This window comes from Myxococcus dinghuensis (genome assembly GCF_024198235.1).
GTDB classification, from domain to species: Bacteria; Myxococcota; Myxococcia; order Myxococcales; family Myxococcaceae; genus Myxococcus; species Myxococcus dinghuensis.
Genome location: NZ_JAKCFB010000073.1, coordinates 1 through 17,930, shown reverse-complemented (window position 1 = coordinate 17,930; position 17,930 = coordinate 1). Strand labels below are relative to the sequence as shown.

At 70.8% G+C, this 17,930-nt stretch carries 19 protein-coding genes; 8 read left to right on the top strand and 11 right to left on the bottom strand.

Going from position 1 to position 17,930, the window contains the following annotated elements; translation table 11 throughout:
* Positions 1-680, bottom strand: a 680-nt coding sequence (locus LZ198_RS41540; protein ID WP_253977723.1) for a GspE/PulE/PilB domain-containing protein, incomplete at its 3' end; no start/stop codon positions are given.
* A gap of 81 nt (positions 681-761) precedes the next feature.
* Here LZ198_RS41540 and LZ198_RS41535 point away from each other — a divergent pair.
* Positions 762-956 carry a CPXCG motif-containing cysteine-rich protein gene (locus LZ198_RS41535; RefSeq protein WP_253977722.1) on the top strand — a complete coding sequence of 65 codons (195 nt, stop codon included), beginning with the start codon at positions 762-764 and terminating at the stop codon, positions 954-956.
* 199 nt (positions 957-1,155) lie between these two features.
* Positions 1,156-1,602 (top strand): Hsp20/alpha crystallin family protein, encoded by a 447-nt coding sequence (locus tag LZ198_RS41530; protein ID WP_253977721.1) that lies wholly within the window; start codon positions 1,156-1,158, stop codon positions 1,600-1,602.
* A 114-nt stretch (positions 1,603-1,716) separates the two neighbouring features.
* Here the strand turns inward: LZ198_RS41530 and LZ198_RS41525 are convergent, their stop codons facing one another.
* The 6 genes from LZ198_RS41525 to LZ198_RS41500 all read right to left on the bottom strand — a co-directional run bounded on the left by LZ198_RS41525 (position 1,717) and on the right by LZ198_RS41500 (position 7,873).
* Positions 1,717-2,337 (bottom strand): response regulator, encoded by a 621-nt coding sequence (locus LZ198_RS41525; RefSeq protein WP_253977720.1) that lies wholly within the window; start codon positions 2,335-2,337, stop codon positions 1,717-1,719.
* A gap of 35 nt (positions 2,338-2,372) precedes the next feature.
* Entirely contained in the window at positions 2,373-2,954 is a 582-nt protein-coding gene (locus tag LZ198_RS41520; protein WP_253977719.1) for a KdsC family phosphatase, read from the bottom strand.
* Between the two features lie 35 nt (positions 2,955-2,989).
* On the bottom strand, positions 2,990-3,829 hold the full coding sequence (kdsA, locus tag LZ198_RS41515; RefSeq protein ID WP_253977718.1) for a 3-deoxy-8-phosphooctulonate synthase: 840 nt from the start codon (positions 3,827-3,829) through the stop codon (positions 2,990-2,992).
* Positions 3,826-5,460, bottom strand: coding sequence for a CTP synthase (locus LZ198_RS41510; RefSeq protein WP_253977717.1), 1,635 nt, complete (start codon positions 5,458-5,460; stop codon positions 3,826-3,828). Before LZ198_RS41510 ends, kdsA begins: the two co-directional genes overlap by 4 nt.
* Positions 5,461-5,546: 86 nt before the next feature.
* Positions 5,547-5,780, bottom strand: coding sequence for a hypothetical protein (locus LZ198_RS41505; protein ID WP_234069959.1), 234 nt, complete (start codon positions 5,778-5,780; stop codon positions 5,547-5,549).
* A gap of 314 nt (positions 5,781-6,094) precedes the next feature.
* Positions 6,095-7,873, bottom strand: coding sequence for an ABC transporter ATP-binding protein (locus LZ198_RS41500; protein ID WP_253977716.1), 1,779 nt, complete (start codon positions 7,871-7,873; stop codon positions 6,095-6,097).
* Positions 7,874-7,979: 106 nt separating this feature from the next.
* Here LZ198_RS41500 and LZ198_RS41495 point away from each other — a divergent pair, with 106 nt between their 5' ends.
* Entirely contained in the window at positions 7,980-8,828 is an 849-nt protein-coding gene (locus tag LZ198_RS41495; protein WP_253977715.1) for an aldo/keto reductase, read from the top strand.
* Between the two features lie 18 nt (positions 8,829-8,846).
* Here LZ198_RS41495 and kdsB read toward each other — a convergent pair whose 3' ends face one another.
* Positions 8,847-9,596 carry a 3-deoxy-manno-octulosonate cytidylyltransferase gene (gene kdsB / locus LZ198_RS41490; RefSeq protein WP_253977714.1) on the bottom strand — a complete coding sequence of 250 codons (750 nt, stop codon included), beginning with the start codon at positions 9,594-9,596 and terminating at the stop codon, positions 8,847-8,849.
* A gap of 105 nt (positions 9,597-9,701) precedes the next feature.
* Between kdsB and wecB the strand changes: the two genes are divergently transcribed.
* On the top strand, positions 9,702-10,832 hold the full coding sequence (gene wecB / locus LZ198_RS41485) for a non-hydrolyzing UDP-N-acetylglucosamine 2-epimerase (RefSeq protein ID WP_253977713.1): 1,131 nt from the start codon (positions 9,702-9,704) through the stop codon (positions 10,830-10,832).
* 88 nt (positions 10,833-10,920) lie between these two features.
* Complete coding sequence (locus LZ198_RS41480; RefSeq protein WP_253977712.1) at positions 10,921-11,919, top strand: RluA family pseudouridine synthase; 999 nt, start codon at positions 10,921-10,923, stop codon at positions 11,917-11,919.
* 87 nt (positions 11,920-12,006) lie between these two features.
* Here LZ198_RS41480 and purF read toward each other — a convergent pair whose 3' ends face one another.
* The gene (purF, locus tag LZ198_RS41475; protein ID WP_253977711.1) at positions 12,007-13,389 is read right to left on the bottom strand and encodes an amidophosphoribosyltransferase; all 1,383 of its coding nucleotides are present in this window, start codon (positions 13,387-13,389) and stop codon (positions 12,007-12,009) included.
* 143 nt (positions 13,390-13,532) lie between these two features.
* Here purF and LZ198_RS41470 point away from each other — a divergent pair, with 143 nt between their 5' ends.
* The 3 genes from LZ198_RS41470 to LZ198_RS41460 all read left to right on the top strand — a co-directional run bounded on the left by LZ198_RS41470 (position 13,533) and on the right by LZ198_RS41460 (position 16,779).
* Positions 13,533-14,843, top strand: coding sequence for a neutral/alkaline non-lysosomal ceramidase N-terminal domain-containing protein (locus LZ198_RS41470; protein ID WP_253977710.1), 1,311 nt, complete (start codon positions 13,533-13,535; stop codon positions 14,841-14,843).
* Between the two features lie 309 nt (positions 14,844-15,152).
* Complete coding sequence (locus tag LZ198_RS41465; protein ID WP_253977709.1) at positions 15,153-15,890, top strand: hypothetical protein; 738 nt, start codon at positions 15,153-15,155, stop codon at positions 15,888-15,890.
* Positions 15,891-15,990: 100 nt separating this feature from the next.
* Positions 15,991-16,779, top strand: coding sequence for a crotonase/enoyl-CoA hydratase family protein (locus LZ198_RS41460; RefSeq protein WP_253977708.1), 789 nt, complete (start codon positions 15,991-15,993; stop codon positions 16,777-16,779).
* 25 nt (positions 16,780-16,804) lie between these two features.
* On the opposite strand, the gene yhbY is transcribed toward LZ198_RS41460, so the two are convergent.
* Together yhbY and LZ198_RS41450 are read right to left on the bottom strand one after the other, a co-directional pair.
* On the bottom strand, positions 16,805-17,098 hold the full coding sequence (yhbY, locus tag LZ198_RS41455; RefSeq protein WP_253977707.1) for a ribosome assembly RNA-binding protein YhbY: 294 nt from the start codon (positions 17,096-17,098) through the stop codon (positions 16,805-16,807).
* A gap of 62 nt (positions 17,099-17,160) precedes the next feature.
* On the bottom strand, positions 17,161-17,930 hold a 770-nt coding region (locus tag LZ198_RS41450), incomplete at its 5' end, for a J domain-containing protein (RefSeq protein ID WP_253977706.1).

Genomic DNA, 17,930 nt, shown 5'->3' with positions numbered 1-17,930 from the left:
CTCGAGGCCGCTGGGGCCGGCGGAGCAGGCGCGGCGGCGGCCCGGGGAGCAGGCGCGGGCGCCGGGGCGGGCGCGGCGGCGGGGGCCTCCGGCGGGACGATGTCCGCGATGCGCTTGACCACCGTCTTGCCGCTCATGTCGACGACCTTGAAGTCGTCGCCGCCCTCGTCCATCGAGTCGATGTCCGCGGTCTGCTGCGGGCGGGGCCCGGAGAAGCGCGTGCTGACCACGGGCTCCTGGTTGCGGTAGTGCCGGAGGATGGCGTGCTCGATCTCCCGCTCGCCCGCCACCATGGGCAGCACGCGGGCGCGGCTGCGCGCCGCCACCTGGTCCAGCGTGGCCAGGTCCGTGGGGTCCGCCATGGCCAGCACCAGCGTCTTGCCGTTGTCCTTGAGCTGGACGGGGAAGAGGGCCTTCTGCTCGGCCAGGCTCACCTCCACCTTCGCGAGCGCGCCCGCGTCCCGGGTGATGTTGCCCAACTGGACGCGCTGCATGCCCAGGCCCTGGCAGATGGCCTCGGTGATGGTGTCCTCGGTGGCCAGCCCCAGGTCGGCGACGATGCGCGACAGGCGTCCGCCCCACTGGTCCAGGGTGGCCATCGCGCTGCGCAGCTGGAGCTCGTCGATGACGCGCGCCTTGACCAGGATTTCGCCGATGCGATTGCGGGAAGGAGGAGCCATGTCTCGACAGTCTACCGTCTGAAGGCGCGGATGCTCAGTCCGCGACGCAATCGCCCGCCACGAGGGCGAGGAGGCACCACCATGCAGCCCTTCGCGGAAGCCACCACCCAGCAGTGCCCCTACTGCGGCGAACAGGTAGAGGTCGACGTCGACCCCATCGGCGCCAGCATGGAGCGCTACATCGAGGACTGCCCCGTGTGCTGCCGGCCCTGGAACGTGCAGGTGTCGCGGGAGGACGAGGCCTTCAGCGTGCTGCTCGGTCGCGAGGACGATTGACGGCAGGGCAGGCGGGCAGGCGTGGCGAGAGCGGCCGGGGGCGTTGCTTGACACGTCCCGGAGCATGGTTCTCTTGAGTCTGTGAGCGGCGCTGGAGCCCCCCTGTCGAGCGGGGGCCCGAGGCGACCGTGTATCGACAACCCCGTCTGTGTTTCACGCCGTGCGCCCTCGAAAGGGGCGGCACGCACAGGAGAAGACCATGCAAACGCGCAACCCGTTCAACTCCGCCGTCGTCGTCAACCCGCTGGCCCGTGAGTTCGACTCGCTCTTCCGCGAGCTGACGCAGCCGGTGTTCTTCCGCGAGTCCCCGCGCGAGCGCGTGCCCGCCGCCGACATCCTCGAGGCCGACAGCGGCGTGACGCTCCAGCTCGACATGCCGGGCGTGGACGCGAAGGACATCCAGGTGACGGTGGAGCGCGACGTGCTCACCGTGAAGGCCGAGCGCAAGGCCACCCCGCCCGCCGAGGGCGTCACCGTGCGCCGCCAGGAGCGCCAGCGCGGCACCTTCGCGCGCTCGTTCTCGCTGCCGGACACCGTGGATGCCAGCAAGGTGGAGGCTCGCTACGAGCAAGGCGTGCTGACGCTGACGCTGCCTCGCCGCGAGGAGTCCAAGCCCCGCGTCATCGAGGTCAAGGTCCAGAGCTGACCTTGCGCGCACACTGCTCCACGGAGGCCGCTGTCCGCCAAAACGGCGCGGCTTCCCGTTCACTTCCCCCCTGTCAGAGGGCTTCCGCGAGGGGGCGGCGGAAGCCCTCGCGCCTCAGCGCTTGGCGCTGAGCGAGATGGGCACGCGGAACAGCTCCAGCACCTGCTGCACGTCGAGCGGCTTGGCGAGGCACGCCAGCGCGCCGGCCTGCTTGGACTGCTCCACCACGTCCGGGGTGTGCATGGACGTCATGGTGATGAGGCGCACGCCCTCCATCTGTTTGCGCTGACGGATGCGGCGGCAGACCTCCAGGCCGTCGATGTCCGGCATGTTGAGGTCGATGATCATCCCGTGCGGCTTCTGCTCGGAGACCAGGAGCAGCGCCTCCACGCCGCTGGTCGTCGTCTGCAGCTCCACCTGGGCCGCGAACGGCTTGAAGGCGCGCTTGACCGCGTCCAGCACCGCGCGCTCGTCGTCCACCACCAAGAGGCGCACCGTGCCGCTGCCCAGCTCCTCGGGGACCGGCATCTGGTGGGTGATGAGGAACGTGCGCAGGTCCGCCGAGCGCACCCGCCGGTGACCACCCGGCGTCCGGAAGGCCATCAGGATGCCCCGGTCAATCCACTTGCTCACCGTGGACGGATCCACCTGAAGCAAACGACTGATGTCGTGCGTCGTGTAGAGCTGGTCCGTCATCGCCGTACTCCCCTCTTGCTGCATCATTCCGCTGCCCATGGAATCAACCACCTACCTTGAATACGGGGTTTCCTTCAACCTCTCTGCGCACTGCGTCCATCAGTCCCCCTCATCAGACCCACGGCGCCCTCCCACCGACCACTGGCCTTGAGGCACAGCTCCACGAGCTCCCGAGCGGCGCCACGGCCGCCCGGACTGTGGGCCACGAAGTGGACCTCCTGACGCACCTCGGGAACCGCATCCGCAGGACACGAGGACAAGCCCACCTTGGAAAGTGGGGCCAGGTCGTTGTGGTCATCCCCCATATAGGCGCAGGCCTCCGGGGGGACGCCCAACTGCTGGCACAGCTCGTCCAGTGCGGCGCCCTTGTCGCGGCGGCCTTGGAAGACGGCCGCCAGCCCGAGCTCCCGTCCGCGAGCCTCCACGATGCCTGAGGTGCGGGCGGTGAGGATGGCGGCGGGCAGGCCCGACAAGCGGGCCATCACCAGGGCATGGCCATCCTTCACATCGAAGCGCTTCATCAGCTCACCGCCGTCGCCGTAGTACAGGCCGCCGTCAGTGAGCACCCCGTCCACGTCGAAGACGAGCAGCCGCACGCGTGCAGCGCGGGACGTCAGCTCTTCCTTGCTGGGCTTGGAAGGTGCTTCCGTCTGCATGACTCGCTCGGCTCCTCCCCTCTTCGCCGTGTCCATCAACCGGGCTCGTGTCCCAACACCCGGCGGATGTTCAGCACATTTCGTACCACGTCCTCGAACATCTGTGGATTGAGGGAGCACGGACCGTCACACAGGGCACGGTCCGGGTCCTCGTGGACTTCCGTGAACAAAGCATCAATCCCGGCGGCCGCGGCTGCACGCGCGAGCAATGCGACAAATTTGCGCTCGCCCGCCGTCTCGCCGTTGCCGGCGCTGGGCAGCTGCACGGCGTGCGTGGCGTCCATGCACACGGCCAGGCCCGCCTCGCGCATCTGCGCGAAGCCGCGCATGTCCACGACGAGGTTGTTGTAGCCGAAGCTCGAGCCCCGCTCGGTGACGAGCACGTTGGGGTTGCCCGCCTCGAAGGCCTTGCGCGCCGAATGGACGATGTCCTTGGGCGCCACGAACTGTCCCTTCTTGAGGTTCACGCCTCTGCCCGTCCTCGCCACGGCTTCCACCAGGTCCGTCTGCCGGCAGAGAAACGCCGGTATCTGGATGATATCCACAACTTCTGCGGCAGGCCCTACGTGGCTGGTTTCATGGACGTCCGTGAGGACCGGGACGCCCACTTCATCCCTGATACGGGCTAGAATGCGCAGCCCTTCCTTGAGGCCCGGGCCTCGGAAGGATTTCCCGCTCGTCCGGTTGGCCTTGTCGTACGAGCATTTGAACGCGTAGTTCACGCCCAGTCTCTGGGCGATGCCCTTGAGCAGGTGGGCGTGGCGCAGCGCCATGTCCTCGGACTCGATGCTGTCCGGGCCGGCGATGACGAAGAGCTTCTGCCCGGGGCCGACCTTGTGGCCCGCGAGGTGGATGGGGAGGCTGCTGGCGCTCATGCGCGCACCTGGCCGGCGGTGGCGTCACGCTGCTCGAGCGCGGCGCGGATGAAGCCGGAGAAGAGGGGGTGGGGAGCGAAGGGCTTGCTCTTGAACTCGGGGTGGAACTGGCAGCCGACGAAGTAGGGGTGGTCCGCCAGTTCGATCATCTCCACCAGGTTCAGCTCCGGGTTGTGGCCGGAGATGACGAGCCCCGCCTCCTGCAGCCGGCCGCGGTAGGTGTTGTTCACCTCGTAGCGGTGGCGGTGGCGCTCCTGGATGGTGTCCTGGCCGTAGAGCTGGTGGGCGATGGTGCCGGGCTTGAGCGCGCAGGCGTAGCTGCCCAGGCGCATGGTGCCGCCCTTGTCCTTCACCGACACCTGGCTCTCCATGAGCGTCACCACCGGGTTGGCGGTGTGCTCGTTGAACTCCAGGCTGTTGGCGTTGGAGAGGCCGAGCACGCTCCGGGAGAACTCCACCACGGCCATCTGCAGGCCCAGGCAGATGCCGAAGAACGGGATCTTCTTCTCTCTCGCGTAGCGCACGGCGGCGATCTTCCCCTCCGTGCCGCGCACGCCGAAGCCACCGGGCACGAGGATGGCGTCCACGCCGGCCAAGAGCTTCTCCGGCCCCTGCGCCTCCACGTCCTGGCTGTCCACGAAGTGCAGGTTGACCTTCACGTCGTTGGCGATGCCGCCGTGCAGCAGCGCCTCGTTGAGGCTCTTGTAGCTCTCCGTGAGGTTCACGTACTTGCCGACGATGGCCACCTGCACCTGGCCGCGCGCGGGCTCGTACACCTTGCGGATGATGTTCTCCCAGCGCTCCAGGTGCGGCGCGCGGCTCCAGATGTTGAGCACCTCCGCGAGCCGGTCATCCAGGCCCTGGCGGTGCAGCTCCAGCGGCAGCTCGTAGATGCTGCGCACGTCCGGGGACGTGAACACGTTGCCCGTGTCCACGTTGCAGAACATGGCGATCTTGTCCTTCAGCTCGCGGGAGACCTCGCGGTCCGTGCGGCACACGAGGAAGTCGGGCTGGATGCCGATCTCCCGCAGCTTCATCACCGAGTGCTGCGTGGGCTTGGTCTTCACCTCACCCGCCGCGCCGATGTAGGGCAGGAGCGTCAGGTGGACGTAGACGGCGTTCTGGCTGCCCACGTCGTAGCGCATCTGGCGGATGGCCTCGAGGAACGGCAGCGACTCGATGTCGCCCACCGTGCCGCCGATCTCCACGATGACCACGTCCGCGTCCTGCGCCGCCTGGCGGATGCTCGCCTTGATTTCGTCCGTGATGTGGGGAATCACCTGGACCGTCTTGCCCAGGTACTCACCGCGGCGCTCCTTCATGATGACGGAGTGGTAGATGCGGCCGGTGGTGAAGTTGTTGAGCCGGCTCATCCGCGCGTTGGTGAAACGCTCGTAGTGCCCCAGGTCCATGTCGGTCTCGCCACCATCCTCGGTGACGAAGACCTCGCCGTGCTGGAACGGGCTCATCGTGCCGGGGTCCACGTTGATGTACGGGTCCAGCTTGAGCAGGGTGACGGCGAGGCCACGGTTCTCCAGCAGGGCGCCAATCGATGCCGAGGCGAGGCCCTTGCCGAGGGAGCTGACCACTCCGCCCGTCACGAAAATGAACTTGGTTTTCTTGGAGCGCATATCCCGTTCTGCCAAGTAGGGCAGGGATGCGTCAATTATTCTGAGCGGGCCCGAGGGGCCGGTTGGCGGACCGGTCGGCCCGGGCCTCAGTTGCCGTCCCAACCACCCGGGCGGGAGACGGCGAACTCCCGGACATCCGGTTGTCCGACCCGGAACTCCCGCAGCTCGCAGTTGCGACAGGTCCAGCCCTCCCAGCCGCGCTTGACGACCGCGTGGAGGCAGGCGTCGTAGTTGGGGCAGTACAGGTTGCGCTGCGCCTGGACGGCCTCCTCATCCCGCAGGGCGGTCGGCAGAGGGCTGGGGCACGGGGTGATGGACACGGCGAATCTCCCGGATGGGGTACGAAAAGGGTCGGCCACTCCCCCCGGGGCGTCGGAACAAGGGGGGAGGTACTCCATTCCCGGCAGGAAAGTAAAAGGCCCGTCCCCGCGCGAAAGCGGAAACGGGCCCCAAACACCAGCGTCTGCCACCGCCGTGATAAGCCTGTCTCAGGCCAGCACGGCGGAGGTGGACGCCTGACGCATGTTGTCGGTCAAGGCATCACCTCCTTTCTGCGGGGCCAAGCGTAACCCCCACCCCTCGCGCGCGCCACTCCCCCCGCCGGGGTGCCCGGGCCCGGGTGGGTGGCGGCCGTTCAGGCGGCGACGAACTGGCGCTCGACTAGGCGGCGGTACAGGCCCTCCTGGCCCATGAGGCTGGCGTGGGTGCCGCTCTGGACGATGCGGCCGCCCTCCAGCACCAGCACGCGGTCCACGTTGGCCACGGTGGAGAGGCGGTGGGCGATGATGAGCGTGGTGCGGCCCTTCATGAGCCGGTCCAGCGCGTCCTTCACCAGGTGTTCGCTCTCCGCGTCGAGCGCGCTGGTCGCCTCGTCGAGGATGAGCAGGCGGGGGTCCTTCAGCACGGCGCGGGCGATGGCGACGCGCTGCTTCTGGCCGCCGGAGAGCTGCACGCCGCGCTCGCCCACCTGGGTGCGGTAGCCGTCCGGGAAGCGCTGGATGAAGTCGTGGGCGTTGGCGGCGCGCGCGGCGGCCTCCACCTGTTCGTCGGTGGCCTCCGGGCGGGCGTAGCGGATGTTGTCCGCGATGGAACAGGAGAAGAGCTGCGGCTCCTGGGCCACCATGCCGATGTTGCGCCGCAGCCACTCGGGCTCCAGCGTGGCGAGCGCGTGGCCGTCCAGGAGCACCGCGCCCCCTTGCGGGTCGTAGAAGCGCGACAGGAGGGAGGCGAGGGTGGACTTGCCCGCGCCGGAGGGGCCCACCACCGCCACGACCTCGCCGGGGCGCAGCTCCATGTCCAGGCCATGGAGCACGGAGACGTCCGGGCGGGTGGGGTAGGCGAAGCGCACGGCGCGGAACTCCACGTGGCCACGCACCGACGACAACTGGTCGCCGCCGGAGGGGATTGCGGGCTGGCGGTCCATGAGCTCGAAGACGCGCTCGGCGGCGCCGCTGGCGCGCATGAAGTCCGTCCACACCTCCGCCACGGCGCTCAGCGACAGGGCCACCATCAGCGTGTAGATGAGGAACGAGGTGAGCGCGCCCACGGTGAGCTGGCCGTCCACCACCAGCCGCCCGCCGTACCACAGCATGGCGGCGGTGGAGCCGTAGCCGGCGATGGAGGCCCCGGCCATGAAGAAGGCCGTCTGGCGCACGCGCCGCTTCGCCAGGTCGAGCGAGTGGTCCATGGCGGCGCCGTAGCGGTCCGCCTCGTGCCCCTCCGCGGCGAACGAGCGCACCGTGCGGATGCCGGCGAGGTCCTCCTCGGCCACCTCGTTGGCGCTGGCGAGCGCGTCCTGCACCTGGCGCGACAGCACGCGCACGCGGCGGCCGTAGATGAACGCGCCCAGGACGACGGCCGGCACCAGCGCGAGCATCACCAGCGTCAACCGGGGCGACGTGTAGAACAGGAGCGCCACGCCGCCCACCGCCTGGCAGCCATAGCGCAGCGTCATGGAGACGTTCACCGTGACGGTGTTCTGCAGGACGGTGGTGTCCGAGGACAGGCGGCTGGTGAGCTCGCCCGTGCGGCGCTCGTCGAAGAAGGCCACCTCCTGGGCGAGCAGGCTCTGGAAAAGCTGCTTGCGCAGCCGCGTCACCACGCGCTCCCCCGCGGTGCCGAAGAGGTAGACGCGCAGCGCCATGGCGATGCCCTGCACCACGAAGACGCCGAACATGCCCAGGGCGATGAGGTCCAGCTGCTCGCGGTTCTGGGCGCCGAGTGCCTCGTCGACGAGGTTCCCGATGGCGCGCGGGAAGACGAGCATGGCGGCGCTGCTGATGAGCAGGAAGACGGTGCCCACGGCGATGGTGGGCAGCTCCGGCCGCGCCAGGGTGAGCAGGCGTGCGATGCTCAGTCGTGAGGGTTTGCGCGGAGGGTGGGAAGCATCGGCGGGGGTGTGGGAGGCGGACACCCGCGGAGCGTAGCGCCAAGTCCCCACGTTCGCACGGCGGAGGGGTGTCGGTGCGGGTGGGGGATGGCGATCCTGCCTGGAGGGTTCACGTGCGGGAGGTAGGGCCATGGAGCAGCGCGTCTTCGGACACACCGGGAAGCAGGTCCCCGTCCTCGGCCAGGGGACGTGGCAGATGGAGGACGACTCGCGGGAGGCGGCCCTCCGCTCGCTGCGCGCCGGGCTGGACCTGGGGTTGACGCACATCGACACGGCGGAGCTGTACGGCCACGGGAAGGTGGAGGAGTCCCTCGTCGCCGAGGCCATCTCCGGACGGCGGGACGAGGTCTTCCTCGTGTCGAAGGTGATGCCCTCGCACGCCACGTATGCCGGCACGCTGGCCGCGTGTGAGAAGAGCCTGCGGCGGCTGCGCACGGACCGGCTGGACTGCTACCTGTTGCACTGGCCGGGTTCGCATCCGCTGGAGGAGACGGTGCGGGCCTTCGAGAAGCTGGTGGCGGACGGGAAGGTGCGCGCCTGGGGCGTGAGCAACTTCTCGGTGGCGGACCTGGAGGAGCTGGTGGGGCTCGCGTCGCCGCGGTCCATCGCCTGCAACCAGGTGCTCTACCACCTGGAGGAGCGCGCCATCGAACACGCGGTGCTCCCCTGGTGTGAGGTGCGTGGCATCGCGGTGGTGGGCTACAGCCCCTTCGGCAACGGGCACTTCCCCAGCCCCCAGAGTCCCGGGGGGCGCGTGCTGGAGTCCGTCGCCAGGGCCCACGGGGCCACCGCGCGCCAGGTGGCGCTCCGGTTCCTGGTGCGCCGGCCGTCGCTGTTCGCCATCCCCAAGGCCAGCCGCGTGGCGCACCTGCGCGACAACGCCGCGGCGGCGACGCTCGTGCTCACCCGCGAGGAGCTGGCGAGCATCGACCAGGCCTTCCCGCCGGGCCCCTACCGCGACGACGTGCCCGTCATCTGACGTGACGCGGGACGCGGCTCAGCGCCACAGCCCCTTCTCGCGCATGACGGCCTCCACCTTCGCGACGTCGCCGGGGACGTCCACCGCCACCGTGCGCCAGGAGACGCGCGCGGTGCGGATGGGGATGCCGTGCTCCAGGGCGCGCAGCTGCTCCAGCTTCTCCGTCTCCTCGAGGGGCGTGGGGGCGAGCTCCGCCAGGCGCAGCAGCACGTCCCGGCGGTAGCCATACAGGCCGATGTGGCCCCAGCGGTCGATGTGCGCGGTGCCCGGCTCGCGGGCGTGGGGGACGAGGCTGCGGCTGAAGTAGAGCGCGTCGCCGTTGAGCGCGAGCACCGCCTTCACCACGTGGGGGCTGTCCGCCTCGTCCTGCTCCAACGGGCGCACCAGGGTGCCCATCCGCACGGCGGGGTCCGTGAAGAGGCCGGCCAGCGCCTGGAGCGTGGCGGGGTCCAGGAGCGGCTCGTCGCCCTGCACGTTGACCCAGACGTCCACGTCCGGCCGGGCGCGGGCGACCTCCGCCACCCGGTCCGTGCCGGTGGCGCACGCGGGGCTGGTCATCACCGCCGTGCCGCCGAAGCCCTCCACGGTGGCGCGGATGCGCGTGTCGTCCGTGGCGACGAAGACCTCGTCGAACACGCCCGCCTCCCGACAGCGGCGCCACACGTGCTCCACCATGGGAGTCCCGGCGATGGGGGCGAGCGGCTTGCCCGGGAAGCGGCTGCTGGCGTAGCGGGCGGGGATGACGGCGACGGTCCGGAAGGGGGGCATGGCACAGTCCGTCTATCAGATTCAGGACGGACGCAGGACGCGGGGCGGCGGCGCGCGCGGGCGGCACTAGGCATCCGGGGCGCGATGCCTAGCTTGGCTGGCGACATGAAGAAGGTCATCCATATCGTCGGCGCGCGTCCCAACTTCATGAAGGTCGCGCCCATCCACCGGGCCATCGCCGCTCGGACTCCGCTCCAACAGGTGCTCATCCACACCGGGCAGCACTACGACGTGAAGATGAGCGACGTCTTCTTCGCCGACCTGGGCCTGCCCGCGCCGGATGTCCACCTGGGCATCGGCTCCGGCAGCCACGCGCAGCAGACCGCGCGCACCATGGTGGAGCTGGAGCGCGTCTTCGAGGAGCAGAAGCCGGACCTGGTCTCCGTCGTGGGCGACGTCAACAGCACCGTCGCCGCGGCCATGGTGACGTCGAAGATGGCCATCCCGCTGGCCCACGTGGAGGCGGGCCTGCGCAGCCACTCGCGGCACCAGCCGGAGGAGATCAACCGCGTCGTCACCGACCGGCTCTCCGACCTGCTGCTGACGCCCTCGAGCGACGCGGACGCCAACCTGCTCAAGGAGGGCGCGGAGCCGTCCCGCATCCACCTGGTGGGCAACGTGATGATCGACTCGCTCCTGGCCTCCAAGGAGAAGGCGGAGCTGCTGCCGGTGCTGAAGAACCTGGGGCTGTCCCCGCGGGGCTACGCGGTGTGCACGCTGCACCGGCCCTCCAACGTGGACGACCCGCGCATCCTCGGCGGGCTCTTGTCCGCCATCGCCCACGTGGCCTCGCGCCTGCCCGTCGTCTTCCCCGTGCACCCGCGCACGCGGAAGATGATTTCGGAGCTGCGCCTGTCCGCGGACTTCGAGCGCAACCCGAACCTGCGCGCGGTGGACCCCATGGGCTACCTGGAGTTCCTCGCGCTCACCTCGCAGGCCCGACTCATCCTCACCGACTCCGGCGGCCTCCAGGAGGAGACCACCGCGCTGGGCGTGCCGTGCCTCACCCTGCGCGAGCAGACCGAGCGCCCCATCACCGTGGAGGAGGGCACCAACGAGGTGGTGGGCGTCGACCCGGAGCGCATCCGCCAGGCCGCCGACCGCGTCCTGGATGGACAGGGCAAGAAGGGGCGCGTGCCGCACCTGTGGGACGGCCGCGCCAGCGAGCGCATCGCGGACGTGTTCAAGCGCTTCCTCGACGGCGAGCTGGGCTCGCGTCGCGTCGCGTCCGCCTGAGCGACTCCGGGCGCCCGGCTCCTCGGCCGCGCGCCTGCTCCGGCCGCCTGTGCGGCGTCCCGGGGCGTGCTAGAGCGCGTGGGACACCATGCGTGGCGAGCAGGCACCAGCAACGGACGCTTCCGCCCCCGAGGACGACGCGGTCCCCGAGGGCTTCGTGGACATCCCCTTCGTCGTGGAGCCCAATTACGCGGGCTGGCGGCTGGAGGACTACCTGGGCCAGAAGCTGCGCCGCCTGCCACGCGAGCGGCTCGCGGGCATCATCCTGCGCGGCGTCATCTGCGAGGAGAAGCGGCTCAAGCCCTCCACGCCCGTCTACCCCGGCATGACCTTCCGGCTCCGGCGCCCGGGCAGCGAGGAGCCCCGGACGCCGCGGTCGCTCCCCGTCGTCTTCCAGGACGACTGGCTGCTGGTGCTCGACAAGCCGGCGGGGCTGCCCATCCACCCCACCGCGCGCTACCACAAGGGCACCCTGGTCACGATTCTCCGGGAGCGCTTCGGCGAGCGCTTCGCGGAGCCCGCGCACCGGCTGGACCGCGAGACGAGCGGCCTGGTCGTCTGTGGCCGCACCACCGAGTCGTGCCGCGTGCTGGGCAAGCTGTTCGTCTCGCGCGACGTCCACAAGGAGTACCTCGCGCTGTGCGAGGGCCACCCCGTCGAGGACACCTTCGTCGTGGACGCCCCCATCGCGGAGGGCACGGAGCTCATCCGCATCGCCGTGCGCATCGACCCGGTGGACGGCAAGGAGAGCCGCACGCGCTTCCAGGTGCTCCGGCGCTTCACGCGGGACGGCGCGCCCTTCGCGCTCCTGCGCTGCTTCCCGGAGACGGGGCGCCAGCACCAGATTCGCGTCCACCTGCGCGAGGCGGGCTTCCCGCTGGTGGGAGACAAGATGTACGGCCCGGACCCGGGCTACTTCGACCGCTTCAGCAAGGGCACCCTCGAGCCCGAGGCCTGGACGCGGTTGCGCCTGCCGCGCCAGGCGCTCCACGCCGCGCGCATCGTCTTCCCGCATCCCGGCACCGGCCAGCAGGTCGCCTTCGAGGCGCCGCTGCCCGGGGACCTCGCGGACTTCATCGGCGCGTGATGGCGCGCGCCGGGAACACGAAGGCCCCGGCCCTCCGGTGGGAAGGGCAGGGGCCTCGGGGTGTGCCCGCGCGCGGGAGGCGCGGCGTCAGGCGGTCAGCTTGGGAGACGCGTCCGGCGTGGACTCACCCAGGAGGTACTGACCGGAGAAGCACGCGGTGCAGAACGTCTCGCGGGTGGGGTCGCCCACCGCCTCGCCCAGGCCGGCCAGGGAGATGTAGCCCAGCGAGTCCGCCGTGACGTAGCGGGCAATCTCCTCCGTGCTGTGGCTGGCCGCGATGAGCTCCTGCCGGCTGGGCGTGTCGATGCCGTAGAAGCAGGGCCACTTGGTGGGCGGCGAGGAGATGCGCAGGTGCACCTCCAGCGCGCCCGCGGCCTTGATCATCTTCACGATCTTCCGGCTCGTCGTCCCGCGCACGATGGAGTCGTCCACCACCACCACGCGCTTGCCCTTGATGACGTTGCGCACCGCGGACAGCTTCAGCTTCACGCCGAAGTGGCGGATGGACTGCTGCGGCTCGATGAAGGTGCGGCCCACGTAGTGGCTGCGGATGAGGCCCACGTCATACGGGATGCCGCTCTGCTGTGAGAAGCCGATGGCCGCCGCCACGCCGGAGTCCGGCACCGCGATGACCAGGTCCGCGGACGGCGCGGGCTGCTCGCGCGCGAGCTGCATGCCCATGCGCTTGCGCACCTCGTAGACGCTCTTGCCGAACAGCACCGAGTCCGGGCGCGCGAAGTACACCTGCTCGAAGATGCAGCGGCCCAGCCGGCCCGGCTCCGCGAAGGGCTTGCTGGTGCGCATGACGCCGTTCTCGATGACGAGCAGCTCGCCCGGCTCCAGCTCGCGGATGACCTCCGCCTCGATGAGGTCCAGCGCCGTCGTCTCGCTGGCCAGCACGTACGCGCCCTCCTTCATGCGGCCGAGCACCAGCGGGCGGATGCCCAGCGGGTCCCTCACCGCGACGAGCTTGCCGTCGGTGAGCACCAGCAGGCTGTAGGCGCCCTTCACCTTGCGCAGCGCCTCCACCAGCTTCTGCTCGAAGGTCGCCTGCTTGGAGCGCGCCAGCAGATGGAGGATGACCTCCGTGTCCGCGTCCGACTGGAAGATGGCGCCGTCCGCCTCGAGCTGTTCCTTCAGCTCCGTGGCGTTGACCAGGTTGCCGTTGTGCGCGATGGCACACTGTCCACCCGCGTACTGCACGAACAGCGGCTGAGCGTTCTTCAGCTGACTGCCGCCCGCGGTGGAGTAGCGCACGTGCCCGATGGCCGACTGGCCGGGCAGGCCGGCGAGCACCGGTGCGTCGAAGATGTCCGCGACCAGCCCCATCTGCCGGTGGGCGCGGAGGCCGTGTCCATCCGAGGCGACGATACCCGCGGACTCCTGCCCGCGATGCTGCAGGGCGTGCAGCCCCAGGTACGTCAGGTTGGAGGCCTCGGCGTGTCCCGTGATTCCGAAGATGCCGCACATGGCGCGCTGCCTTACTCCTTTCGGGCGGTGAGCGGAACAGGAACGCATGCCCCGCCGGTGGGTATTCCACCCGCCACCGGAGTCGGCTCATGTGGGCAGTCAGGCCTCGCGGTGAGAGCCCCATACGTTACTCTGCGGCGCGCATGGCCTTCTCACGACGAGCCTCCTGGCGTTCCCTGTTTCCCCTGGTGCTGCTGACAGTGGGGGCGGCGTATGCGCTGGGTTCCTGGAATTGGTGTGGCCCGTGGACGGCGCGCGCGCCGGTGCTCCTGTCACAAGCCCGTGGCGAGGGGCCGCTGCGTGCGGGCGCGGCGAAGGTGGCGCTCGCTCCCCCCTTCCCAGTGGTCGTCGCGGGCTACGCGCCGCCGCGCCCCGAGGCGCGCGAGTCCGACCCGCCGCCACACGCGAGGGCGGTGGTGCTGGAGTCCGGCGGGACGCGCATCGGCCTGGTGTCGCTGGAGCTGCTGTCCGTCACCGACGCCGTGGTGGGCCGCGTGCGCGCGCGCGCCCAGGCGCTGGGGCTCCAGGACGTGCTGGTGATGGCCACGCACACGCACTCGTCGCTCGGGGGCTATGACTCGCGCCTGGTGGCCCAGTTGGTGGGCACGGGACGTTTCCGGGAGGACGCGCTGGAGGTCGTGGCCTCCGCCGCGAACACCGCGCTCGAGCAGGCGACCGCCGCGGTGACGGACGTGACGCTGGAGCTGGGAGAGGCGAAGGAGGCGTCGTTCGTCTACACGCGCAGCGGTGGCACCGCGCCGGATGGTGTGATGACGCGCGCCGTGCTCCGGAGCGCCTCCGCGCCCGTGGCGGAGCTGCTGTTCTACGCAGCCCACCCCACCCTGGTGCCGCGCCAGCGCGCGGCCGTGGACCCGGACTATCCCGGGCGGCTCAGCGCGCTGCGCGAGTCGGAGGGCAGCGGGGTGACGCTGCTGCTGCAGGGCACGGTGGGCAATGCGTCGGTGGCGTTCTCGGAGGGGCAGGGCCTGGAGCGCGTGTCCGCGTTCGCGCGGGCCCTGGCGGAGCTGGCGGGCAAGACGCCCCTGGCCCCGGTGGAGGGCGCGGTGCGGTTGTCGCTGGCGCGGGTGGAGGCGGTGATGCCCCGCCCGGACGCGTCTCGGCTGGTGCCGTCCTTCACGCGCGCCGCGGGCGACAACCTGCTGTGTGGTTCCGCCGAGCGCGTGGCGGAGGTGAGCGCGCTGGCGTTGGGGCCGCTGGAGCTGGTGACGGTGCCCGGCGAGCCCACCGTCGACGCGGGCGCGGAGCTGGTGCGGCGCACGGGCGCGTCGGGCGTGCTGGGGCTCGTCGGTGGATACGTGGGCTACGTGGAGTCTCCCGCGCTGGTGCGCGAGGTCCGGGGCGAGTCGCGGCGGCAGTACTTCGGTCCCGGGCTCCTCGACCGCCTGGGTGACGCGGCGGAGCTGGCCGCGTCCACGGCGGGCTTCTCGCGTTGAACGTCCCTCCCGCGCTGGTGTGCGAGGCCTCGCGGGGCATGGCGGCGGTGCTTCAGGCGGGCCTCCAGGGCCCCCGGAACCGGGACCTGGGCGCGGCGGTCCTGGTGCCCGGCGCGCCCCGTGCGGAGGCGTGCGAGTCACGGCGGTCCGTGGGTTTCCGTGAGGCGCGTGCTCCCCACTGTCCGGCGGGGGACGTGTCAGGGGGCGCGAGGTGCGCGTGCGAGACAGGTCCGGAGCGCGCTGGATTGACGCGTTCTCGGAGGATGGCCTGAAGTCGCGTGGCGGTGGGCCGGACCCGGGGGGCGCGCGATGAAGACCGGATGTTGGAGTGGCTTGCTCGTTGCGGTGCTGGTGGCGATGCCCGCGGTGGCGCAGGAGGCGGGCCCGGCAGGTGCCGGCGACGCGCCCGTCGTCGCGCCGCCGCTCCTCTCCTCGCCGGACGACGCCTCGGCGGCGAGTGACGTGTCCACGGAGGAGGCCGACGACGAGGAGCCCCGCCTCGATTCCCGGCATGCCCACGAGCCTCGGATGCCCGTCGCGCCCTCGCCGCCGCGGCGGTACCGGCGGGGCCTGCACATCCCGCTGGGCATCCTGCTGGGGGCCGCGGGATTGGCGCTGGGGGCGGGGGGCGGCGTGGTGGCGGGCAACGCGCTCACCGGCTGCAACGGCTTCCCCTGCTCCGATGATTCACAGCTCGCGCTGTCGCTGGGCGTGGGCGCGGCGCTCGGGACCGCCACGGGCATCTACCTCACCGGCAACTGGGTCGGAGGGCAGGGGGGCTTCGTCCCCACGCTGCTGGGCGCGTCGCTGGGGGCCATCCCTCCGGCGCTGTTGCTCGCCCATGACAGCGACGCGGCCGTCGCGGTGGGCATCTTCAACCTCGTGGTCCTTCCCGTGGTGGGAGGGCTCTTCGGCTACGGGCTGTCCCATGGCTTCGCCGTGCGCGCGGCTCGCGAGGAGGACGCGCCTCCCTCCCTGGTGATGGTCCCGGTGTTCGGGCGGACGCGGGAGGGAAGTCCCCTGGGCGGACTGGCCGGGTGTTTCTGAACGTCCAACCCTGGACGCGCCGTGTCCTTCTCGGGCTGCGGGGCCTCCGGTCCCGGGAGAAGATGTCGTCCCCGTCATCGACTGCATGCCTGGAGCCGTCATGAGTCCCTCGGACCCCCGAATCTCCCTGGAAGTGCGTGGTCACCTCGGCATCATCGGCATCCACCGACCGGAGAAGCGCAACGCCTTCGACGTGGGCATGCTGCGTGGCCTCTCGTCCGCGATGACGCAGGCGGACCGCGACCCCGACGTGCGCTGCATGGTCGTCTTCGCCGTGGGCGACCATTTCTCCGCGGGGCTGGACCTGGCCAGCGTCGCGCCCGCGCTCTCCAGCGGTGAGCCGCTCTACGCGGAGGGCGCCATCGACCCGTGGGCCGTCCAGGGCGCGCCTCGGACCAAGCCGCTCGTCGTCGCGGTGCAGGGCCTCTGTCTCACGCTGTCCATCGAGCTCGTCCTCGCGGCGGACATCACCGTGGCGTCGGAGGATGCGCGCTTCGGGCAGATCGAGGTCAAGCGGGGCATCTTCCCGTTCGGCGGCGCCACGCTGCGCTTCCCCCAGCGCGCCGGCTGGGGCAACGCCATGCGCTGGCTGCTGACCGGGGACGAGTTCGACGCGCGCGAGGCCCACCGGATGGGCCTGGTCCAGGAGGTCGTCGAGCGCGGCCGGCACCTGGAGCGGGCCCTGGCCCTGGCGGAGAGCGTCGCGAAGCAGGCGCCCCTCGCCGTCCAGGCGACCCTCGCGTCCGCGCGGCAGGCGCTCCACGAGGGCCCCGAGGCCGCGGCGCGTTCGCTGCTCCCCCGGCTCATGACGCTGGTGGGCACCGAGGACGCGGCCGAGGGCGTGCAGTCCTTCCTCGAGCGTCGCGAGGCACGCTTCACCGGCAGGTGAGCGCGGGCCTCGCGCGCGCGGCGGCTCAGAACTTCTCGAAGTCGGAGTCCTTCTGGCGCTTCTTGAAGAAGAGGGCGGTGCGGCCGAGCAACTGGGCCAGCTCCGACTGGGTGGCCTCGGCGATGCGCGCGGAGGCCTCCTGGCGCGTCTCCGGACCCTCGTTGATCTTCACCTTGATGAGCTCGTGGTCCCGCAGCGCCTGCTCGACGGCGGCGATGACACCCTCGGTGACGCCGGCCTGACCGACGATGACCACCGGCTCCAGGTGGTGTCCGAGCGCGCGCAGTTGGCGGCGTTGCTTCCCGGTCAGCGACGACACGATGCAAACTCCTTCACTCCGCCGGAAGGGCCCCCTGGGCCCACCCGGACGGGGGGCGCACCCTACTTCTTCTGGGCCGCCATGCGAATCTCCCGCTGCGCGTCGATGTGGTCCGGCTGAAGCTCCACGGTGCGCTTGAAGTGCTTCAGGGACCCGGCGGCGTCGCCCGTCAGCTTGGCAATCACCCCCAGGAAGTAGTGCGCGGGGGCGCAGCGCTCGTTGCGCTTGATGGCATTCTGGATTTCCCGGAACGCCTCCGGCTGGGCCGCCTTCTTGTCCGGCATCGTGAAGAAGCGGGCGTAGCCGCGCCACGCGTAGAACTCCGCCTCCTCCGCGTTGAGCTTGATGGCCTCGTCCAGCATCTTCACGGCTTCCGGGAACTTGCGCGCCTTCACCAGGATGCAGGACTTCTGGAACATCTCCTCCGCCATGAGGATGGCGTTGACGTCCACCTCGGAGCCCGCGCCGCCGCTCTTGAGCTCCTCGAGGTACGCCGCGCGGCTCTTGTCGTCGCTCAGCGTCCGGTAGGCGTCTCCGATGTAGCCGAACACCTCCGCCTTGAGCTTCTCCAGCTCCTGGGGCGCGCCCTGGGGCAGCGTGTCCGGGTGGTACAGCTTCGCCAGCCGGAAGTAGGCGACCTTCACCGCGCTCGACTCCGCCTGCTCCGCCAGGCCGAGCCGCTGGAAGTGGTTCTGCTGCTTGAGCGCCATGGCGAGCTGGCGCAGCGCCGGAATCTCGTCGGCGCCCGAACCGGGCGCGGGCGCGGCGGGGGCCGCGGCGGGCGGACGGGCGGCGGTGGCTCCAGGGCCCGCGGCCGGCGCCTGACCCACGG